The sequence below is a fragment of the Dietzia sp. HMSC21D01 genome (assembly GCF_001815995.1).
Lineage (GTDB): Bacteria > Actinomycetota > Actinomycetes > Mycobacteriales > Mycobacteriaceae > Dietzia > Dietzia cinnamea.
Genome location: NZ_KV824065.1, coordinates 1 through 6,814, shown reverse-complemented (window position 1 = coordinate 6,814; position 6,814 = coordinate 1). Strand labels below are relative to the sequence as shown.

The window sequence follows — 6,814 nt, the reverse complement described above, 5'->3', positions numbered from 1 at the left end:
CCCCGACCCGCGCCTGCCCGAGCCCACCGGCCCGCTACCCTTCGGCCCGGTCCCCGGCTCGGCGGGCCGGATCGAGCACGTCGCGGCGCCCGGGGGCGTCCTCACGCCCGCCCTGCTCGAGCGTCTCACGGCGCCGGGGGTCACCGAGCTCGTCGTCACCCCGTGGCGTGGGGTTGTGGCCGTGCACGCGTAGGCTGCCTGCTGTCCCACGGCGAGGAACCCGGTGTGAATCCGGGGCGGTTCCGCCACTGTGAGGCGCGCCCAGCGGGTGTGCCCAGCCAGATACTCGCCGGGGATCAGCGCGCTCCGCCCGGGCGCCGCTGCGCTTTCTCACGCCGGGGCGAGAACCCCGAGGAGGACCTGTCGTGTCTGGAGCTGTCCGGCCGCCGCGTCGCTACGAGTATGTCGATAGCGGCCCCGCCATCTACGTCGACTCCTTTGCCACCATCCGCCGCGAATCCGACCTGTCGCGTGTCCCGGTGGACGCCGAGCGTCTCGCGGTGCGGATGATCCACGGCACGGGTCAGACCGATCTCACCGACGACCTGCAGGTTCACCCTCGGCTCGTCTCCGCCGCCCGGGCCGCTCTCAACGCCGGGGCGCCGATCCTCTGCGACGCCCGCATGGTCGCCTCGGGCGTCACCCGCGCCCGGCTGCCCCGCGACAACGACGTGGTGTGCACTCTGTCCGAGCCGGGCGTCCGCGAGCTGGCCGCCCAGATGGGCACCACCCGCTCCGCGGCGGCGCTCTCGCTGTGGGGTGACCGCCTCGACGGCGCGGTGGTGGCGATCGGCAATGCCCCGACCGCCCTGTTCCACCTGCTGGAGATGCTGCTCGACGGCGCTCCCCGCCCCGCGGCGATCGTCGGCTGCCCGGTGGGCTTCATCGGCGCCGCCGAGTCCAAGGCCGCGCTCGCCTCGTTCGCCGGCGACCATGGCATCGACATCCCGTTCGTCACCGTCCACGGCCGCCGCGGCGGGTCGGCGATGACGGCCTCCGCGCTCAACGCCCTGGCCCAGGAGCAGGAGTGAGCGGCCGCCTGTACGGCGTGGGCGTGGGCCCCGGTGATCCCGAATTGCTCACCCTCAAAGCCGCCCGGCTCATCGGTACCGCCGACGTGGTGGCATTCCATGCCGGTCGCGGTAAGGAATCCAACGCCCGCCGCATCGCCGCCGATCTCATCCCCGCGACCGCGATCGAGGAGCGACTCGAATACCCGGTCACGACGGGCACCACCGACCACCCCGGCGGCTACGCGGGCGCGATCGCCGACTTTTACGAGCGCAGCGCAGAGCGGCTTGCCTCTCATCTGGCCGCCGGCCGCGACGTCGTTCTGCTGTCCGAGGGTGACCCGCTGTTCTACGGCTCCTTCATGTACATGCACGACCGGCTCTCGCCCCATTTCGAGACCGAGATCGTCCCCGGGGTGCCGGCCTTCGCCGCCGCGACGGCCACCGCCGCCACTCCCCTGGTCCGGCAGACCGACGTGCTGACTGTTCTGCCCGGCACACTGCCCGAGCCCGAGCTCGCCCGCCGCCTGGCCGACACCGACGGTGCGATCATCATGAAGCTCGGTCGCAACTTCCCTGCCGTCCGACGCGCTCTCGAGGCCGCGGGCCGTCTCGATGGAGCGGTGTACGTCGAGCGGGCCTCGATGAGCACCGAGCAGTTCCACGCCGTGGCCGACGTCGACCCTGCTTCGGTTCCCTACTTCTCTCTCATCGTGGTCCCCGGCGACTCGCGGCACGAGGACCCGACAGGACGTCGCGGTGCTCCCTTGTCCGATGTTTCTGCGGCTGCCGTCGCTCCCGCTACGCCGCCCTCCCTGACCGTTGCCGGTCGCCCCGTCGTCCACGTACTCGGCCTCGGACCCGGCCCGGACTGCTGGCTCACTCCCGAGGTCACCGACGTGCTGTCACAGGTCGATCACGTCGTCGGCTACGCCCCGTACGTCAACCGCGTGCCGCAGCGGGCCGGCCTGACCCGGCACGCCTCCGGCAACGCTGTGGAGGTGGACCGGGCGCGTTTCGCCCTCGACCTGGCGCTGGCCGGTGAGCGGGTCGCGGTCGTCTCCGGCGGCGATGCGGGTGTGTTCGGCATGGCCTCGGCCGTGTTCGAGGCCGCTGAGGATCCCGCCTACGCCGAGGTCGACATCCGGGTGGCGCCTGGCGTATCCGCCGTCCAGGCTGTTGCCGCCCGTGCCGGCGCCCCGATCGGCGCCGACTTCGCCGTGGTGAGCCTCTCGGACCGACTCAAACCGTGGTCGGTGGTCGAGCGCCGCCTGGAGGCGATCGCGGCCGCCGACCTGGTGCTCGCCATCTACAACCCGGCTTCTCGCTCACGCACCCACCAGGTGGCCGACGCCCGCGAGGTGCTGCTGCGCCACCGCGATCCCGCCACCCCGGTCGTGGTGGGCCGCGACGTCGGCCGGGCCGAGGAGTCGCTCACGGTCACCGCGCTCGGGGAGCTCGACTGCGCGTCGATCGACATGAAGTGCCTTCTCATCGTGGGGGCGTCCGGTACCCGGGTCACCGCCTCGGGTCGGGCGTGGAGCCCGAGGTTCGTTCAGGCGTGATTTAGCCACACGATAACGACGACAGGTGCGAAAACCGCCTCCTGCCTGGCAGCATATCAACGCCAATTACCAGACGTTACGTCATCTGCGCTGATCACCGTGCTCCCCTCTGGGGAGCGCCTCACGACGGGCCGCCTAACCTCGCCTTTTCGCCTCCCGCTCCGGGCTCGACGCGTACAGCCACGACTCCGCCTCCCCCGGCCGCACCAAAGCGCGCCCGACGAGAATCACCGCAGCCTGCCGCAGGCCAGCCGCCTCCACCGCATCCGCGACATCAGCCAGGGTCCCTCGCAGTTCCACCCGATGCGGGCGACTCGCGTTGGCCACTACCGCCACCGGGCAGTCCGCGCCGTGGGTCGGGATCAGCCGCTCGGCCAGCTCGCGAATGCGGGTAATCGCGAGATGCAGCACCAGAGTGGCACCGGTGGCGGCGAAGTTCTCCAGCGCCTCGGCAGAGGGCATCGCCGTGGACCGGGCTTGCGTCCGGGTGAGCACCACCGACTGCACCACCTCGGGAACCGTCAGTTCCACACCCAGCTCAGCGGCCGCAGCTGCATAAGCGGGCACACCCGGGACCACGGCCCACGGCACCCCGGCCGCGTCCAGCCGGCGGGTCTGCTCGGCCAGCGCCGAGTAGATCGACGGATCGCCCGAGCACAACCGCACCACCTCGAGCCCGTCTGCGTGGGCAGCGACGATCTCGCCGATGATCCCGTCCAGATTCAGGTTCTGGGTATCGACCAATCGCGCCACGGGCCGGCAGTGCTCCAACACTCCCTCATCGAGGTACGTCCCCGCGTACAAGCACACATCGGCAGCGCGAAGTAGATCGACCGCCCGCAGCGTGAGCAGGTCGGCGGCGCCGGGGCCCGCTCCTACGAAGTGAACGGTCACCAGTTCTCCTCCATCGCATCACCACGCGGCTTCACGGCCGCCCACTGCACCACGGCCCGCGCCGGCGCCCAGCCGGTGAACGAGCCGATCTGATCGCTGCGTTCCACGTGGAACCGCGTCAGCTCGCCGCCGAACTCGGCGCGGGCGTCGATCATCACGCGTTCGGTCTCCAGCGTCACCGCGTGGGCGACTAGCCGGCCGCCCGGCGCGAGCGCGTCCCAGCACTCTCGCAGCAGGCCAGGGGCGGTGCCGCCTCCGCCGATGAACACCGCGTCGGGTCGGGGTAGGCCCTCCAGCGCGCCCGGGGCGCGGCCCTCCTCGATCTCCAGCGAGGGCACCCCCAGCGCCGCGGCGTTGCGCCCGATCCGGGCCGCACGCTCGGGGTCGGCCTCCACGGCGATCGCCCGGCACGCGGGGTGCATCCGCATCCACTCGATGCCTACCGACCCGGCGCCGGCCCCCACGTCCCAGAGCAGCTCCCCGGCCGAGGGCGCGAGCCGGGACAGCGCCGAGGCCCGCAGGTCGCGTCGGGTGAGTTGGCCGTCGTTCTCAAAGGCGTCATCGGGCAGCCCGGGCGCCAGGCCGAGGGGCCGGGCTGAGGCATCGGCCACGCACTCGATTGCCAGGACGTGAAGCTGCGGCGCCGCGCTGCCGGGTGCCCAGTCCCGCGCCACACACCGCTCAGAGGACTCCGCGCGGCTGCCCAGATCGGCCAGCACGGTGAGTGCACTCCCCCCGAAACCAGCCTCGCGGAGCATTGCGGCGACAGCCGACGGGGTGTGCCGGTCGGCGGACAGCACCAGCAGGCGCCGGCCCGGGGCGAGCTCGCGAGACAGCGTCCGGTGGTCACGCAGCACCGCCACCGAATCGGCCGGCCAACGCATCCGGGCCCGCGCCAACGCCACCGAGGACACCGCCGGCAGCACCTTCACCGCCTCGGCGCCGAGCAGCTCGACAAATGTCGAACCGACTCCCGCGACGAGCGGATCACCCGAGGCCAGAGCCACAATTCGCTGGCCCGCGAACCGGGCTAGCGCCTCTGCCACACCCTCGCGGAAGGGCCTCGTCCACGGCACCTGCTCAGCGGAGACCTCAGCTGGGAGCATCGCCAGATGGCGATCGCCGCCGAGCACCACCTCGGCACCGAGGACGGCGCTACGGCGGGCCGCGTCGAGACCTGCCCAGCCGTCACCGCCGATCCCCACCACCGTCACCCGCGCTGTCATGACGCGGAACCCTACAGCCTCCGCCGAGCTGCCTCAGCGCCCAGTCAGACGACCGAGCCTCCCCGCGGCTGCCGATCCAGCCCGGTCGAGGACGTCACAGCTCCGTCGACCAGACGGAGCTGTGAATCGCACCGCGCCGCCATCGATGCGTCATGAGTGACCAGCATCAGTGCCACCCCGAGATCCCGGGCGGTACCCAGGAGGAGATCCATCACGATCCCACCGGATTCGGAATCGAGCGCGCTGGTGGGCTCGTCGGCGAGCACCATCACCGGCTGGTTCATGAGGGCGCGCGCCACCGCCACCCGCTGCCGCTGGCCCCCGGACAGCGCCCCGACCGCCCGCTCTCCAGCGTCACCCAGGCCGACCACACCGAGGAGTTCGTCCGCTCGTCCGCGCACGTCGCGGCGCCGCGCCCGTGACGGTCGTGATCCGAGCCAGGCCATGGCCTCGAGTTGTTCGCGTGCCGTGAGCGACTCGATGAGGTTGGACTGCTGGAACACGATCCCGATGTCCTTCCTGCGCAACTCCGCACCCTCCGCAGGGCTCACCGCGGCCAGGTCCACCATGCCGTCCCGGGTCTGCAGCCACACCTGCCCGGAGTCGGGCGTGGTCAGAGTCGCCGCCACCGCCAACAGGCTGGACTTTCCCGAGCCTGAAGGTCCCGTCACGGCGAGGCTGCGCCCACGATCGATCGAGAGTGAGACGTGGTCGACGGCGGTGACCCTGCCTTCACCGTCGGGGAAGGTCAGGAGGACGTCCTTCATCCTCAGCGCGGTGGTCGACGGCGCCTCGAGCAGAGCGGTGTCGGACATGAGATTCCTTCCGGAGGTAGACGGTTGTTGCAGGAAGTCGGAGGGCGGCGTCATCAGCGAAGGGCCGCTGCGATCGGGGCTGCTCATCGGGCGGCCCCGAGCGCGGAGTTGGGGTCGGCGTTCAGGACCGGCCCCAGCGAGGCGGCCGCGCCGCCCAGACCGAGCACCGCGAGCAGAGCGGCCGGCAGAAGCGTGGTCCCGGCGGAGACGACAAACGGCACAGTGCCGGCCGCGGCCAACCCGAGGAGCGCGACGATCCCCACCCCGCCCCCGATGCCCACGGCCAACACGATCGCGGCCTGTCCGATGGAATCGCGGACGACCATCGCCGTGGACGCACCGAGCGCCTTGAGCACGGCGACATCACGGCGGCGCTGCATCCCCCAGACGGTGAAGAACGCACCCACGACCAGCGCCGTGACAGCCAGCAGCATGTAGGTCATGGTCCTCAGCGAGGTGTTCTCCGCCCGGTGCGAGGGCAACGCACCCACGAGTCCCGCGGAGTCGACCAGGCCGAGGCCCTGATCCAGCACGGCGGAATCAGCGAGTGCTTCCGACGACACCGCGATGGTGGTGGCCGCCCCGCCGCGGGGGGCGAGTTCTCTCCACGTGTCGAGGTCGGTCACCACCACAGGCGTGTGCGAGTGCCAGAGATCGCCGGCGTCTCCGGCGACCGCCAGGGTGTCGCCACCGATTCCGATCTCATCCACGCCGCCGCCCACCTCGTCGTCGACCCCGGTGGACACCAGGACCTCCCCCCTCGACGGCGGGGCCACCGAGCCCACCGGTGCCGCCAGACCCACGGCGACGGCGGACACGCCTGTCTCCGTGCCGTCGTCCACGGTGAGCCGGGCGAGTCCTACCGGCACGGCGGAGGGGTCCAGTGCCGTGACCGACTCCACCTCCCCGTCGGTGAGAGCGGCGCGGTCGAGGTCGACGACACCTTTGTCGTCAGTGGGGAGGACAAAGCTCGAACCGCCCGATCCGAGAGCCCGGAGCGCGGACACGCTCTGGTTCGACAGCCCGGCGGTCAGGCCGAGAAGTCCAGCCACCAGAACGGACAGCAACAGCACGACCCCGGTGATGAGGGTGAACCGCCACCGGGCGGTGCGGAGGTCACGAAGCGCGAAGAACACGGTTTTCCCTTTCCGAAGGCATGCCTCAAGGTTCGTCTCCCGGCCACGGACCCGAATCGGCCGCGAGGTTGGTTCTCCCGAGTCGAAAGGCGGGCCGCTCCTCCACCTTTCGATGGATGCCGGACCCGGCGGGTTACGACTAGGAGCATGGGTCAGTAATGGCTCGAA

General features: G+C 71.3%; 6 protein-coding genes, 1 pseudogene and 1 riboswitch. Of the genes and pseudogenes, 3 read left to right on the top strand and 4 right to left on the bottom strand.

From position 1 onward, the window contains the following. The 3 genes and pseudogenes from HMPREF3086_RS19105 to HMPREF3086_RS14615 form a co-directional block, all read left to right on the top strand. Window positions 1-193 (top strand): annotated as a pseudogene (locus HMPREF3086_RS19105) (nitrite reductase); the annotation flags it as partial. After that, window positions 175-309: riboswitch (cobalamin riboswitch) on the top strand. (Overlaps the previous pseudogene by 19 nt.) 56 nt (window positions 310-365) lie before the next feature. After that, entirely contained in the window at window positions 366-1,031 is a 666-nt protein-coding gene (locus tag HMPREF3086_RS14620) for a precorrin-8X methylmutase (RefSeq protein WP_061915807.1), read from the top strand. After that, a complete protein-coding gene (locus HMPREF3086_RS14615) occupies window positions 1,028-2,575 on the top strand; it encodes a precorrin-2 C(20)-methyltransferase (protein ID WP_070722602.1) in 1,548 nt (515 codons plus the stop codon). The genes HMPREF3086_RS14620 and HMPREF3086_RS14615 overlap by 4 nt, the downstream gene beginning before the upstream one ends. A 135-nt stretch (window positions 2,576-2,710) precedes the next feature. Here HMPREF3086_RS14615 and HMPREF3086_RS14610 read toward each other — a convergent pair whose 3' ends face one another. The 4 genes from HMPREF3086_RS14610 to HMPREF3086_RS14595 all read right to left on the bottom strand — a co-directional run bounded on the left by HMPREF3086_RS14610 (window position 2,711) and on the right by HMPREF3086_RS14595 (window position 6,646). Further along, entirely contained in the window at window positions 2,711-3,469 is a 759-nt protein-coding gene (locus HMPREF3086_RS14610; RefSeq protein ID WP_061915813.1) for a cobalt-precorrin-4/precorrin-4 C(11)-methyltransferase, read from the bottom strand. Beyond that, entirely contained in the window at window positions 3,466-4,695 is a 1,230-nt protein-coding gene (cbiE, locus tag HMPREF3086_RS14605; protein ID WP_070722600.1) for a precorrin-6y C5,15-methyltransferase (decarboxylating) subunit CbiE, read from the bottom strand. Before cbiE ends, HMPREF3086_RS14610 begins: the two co-directional genes overlap by 4 nt. Window positions 4,696-4,739: 44 nt before the next feature. Beyond that, entirely contained in the window at window positions 4,740-5,510 is a 771-nt protein-coding gene (locus HMPREF3086_RS14600) for an ABC transporter ATP-binding protein (protein WP_061915819.1), read from the bottom strand. A gap of 83 nt (window positions 5,511-5,593) precedes the next feature. Further along, window positions 5,594-6,646, bottom strand: coding sequence for an FtsX-like permease family protein (locus HMPREF3086_RS14595; protein ID WP_070722599.1), 1,053 nt, complete (start codon window positions 6,644-6,646; stop codon window positions 5,594-5,596). Between the last annotated feature and the right edge of the window lie 168 nt (window positions 6,647-6,814).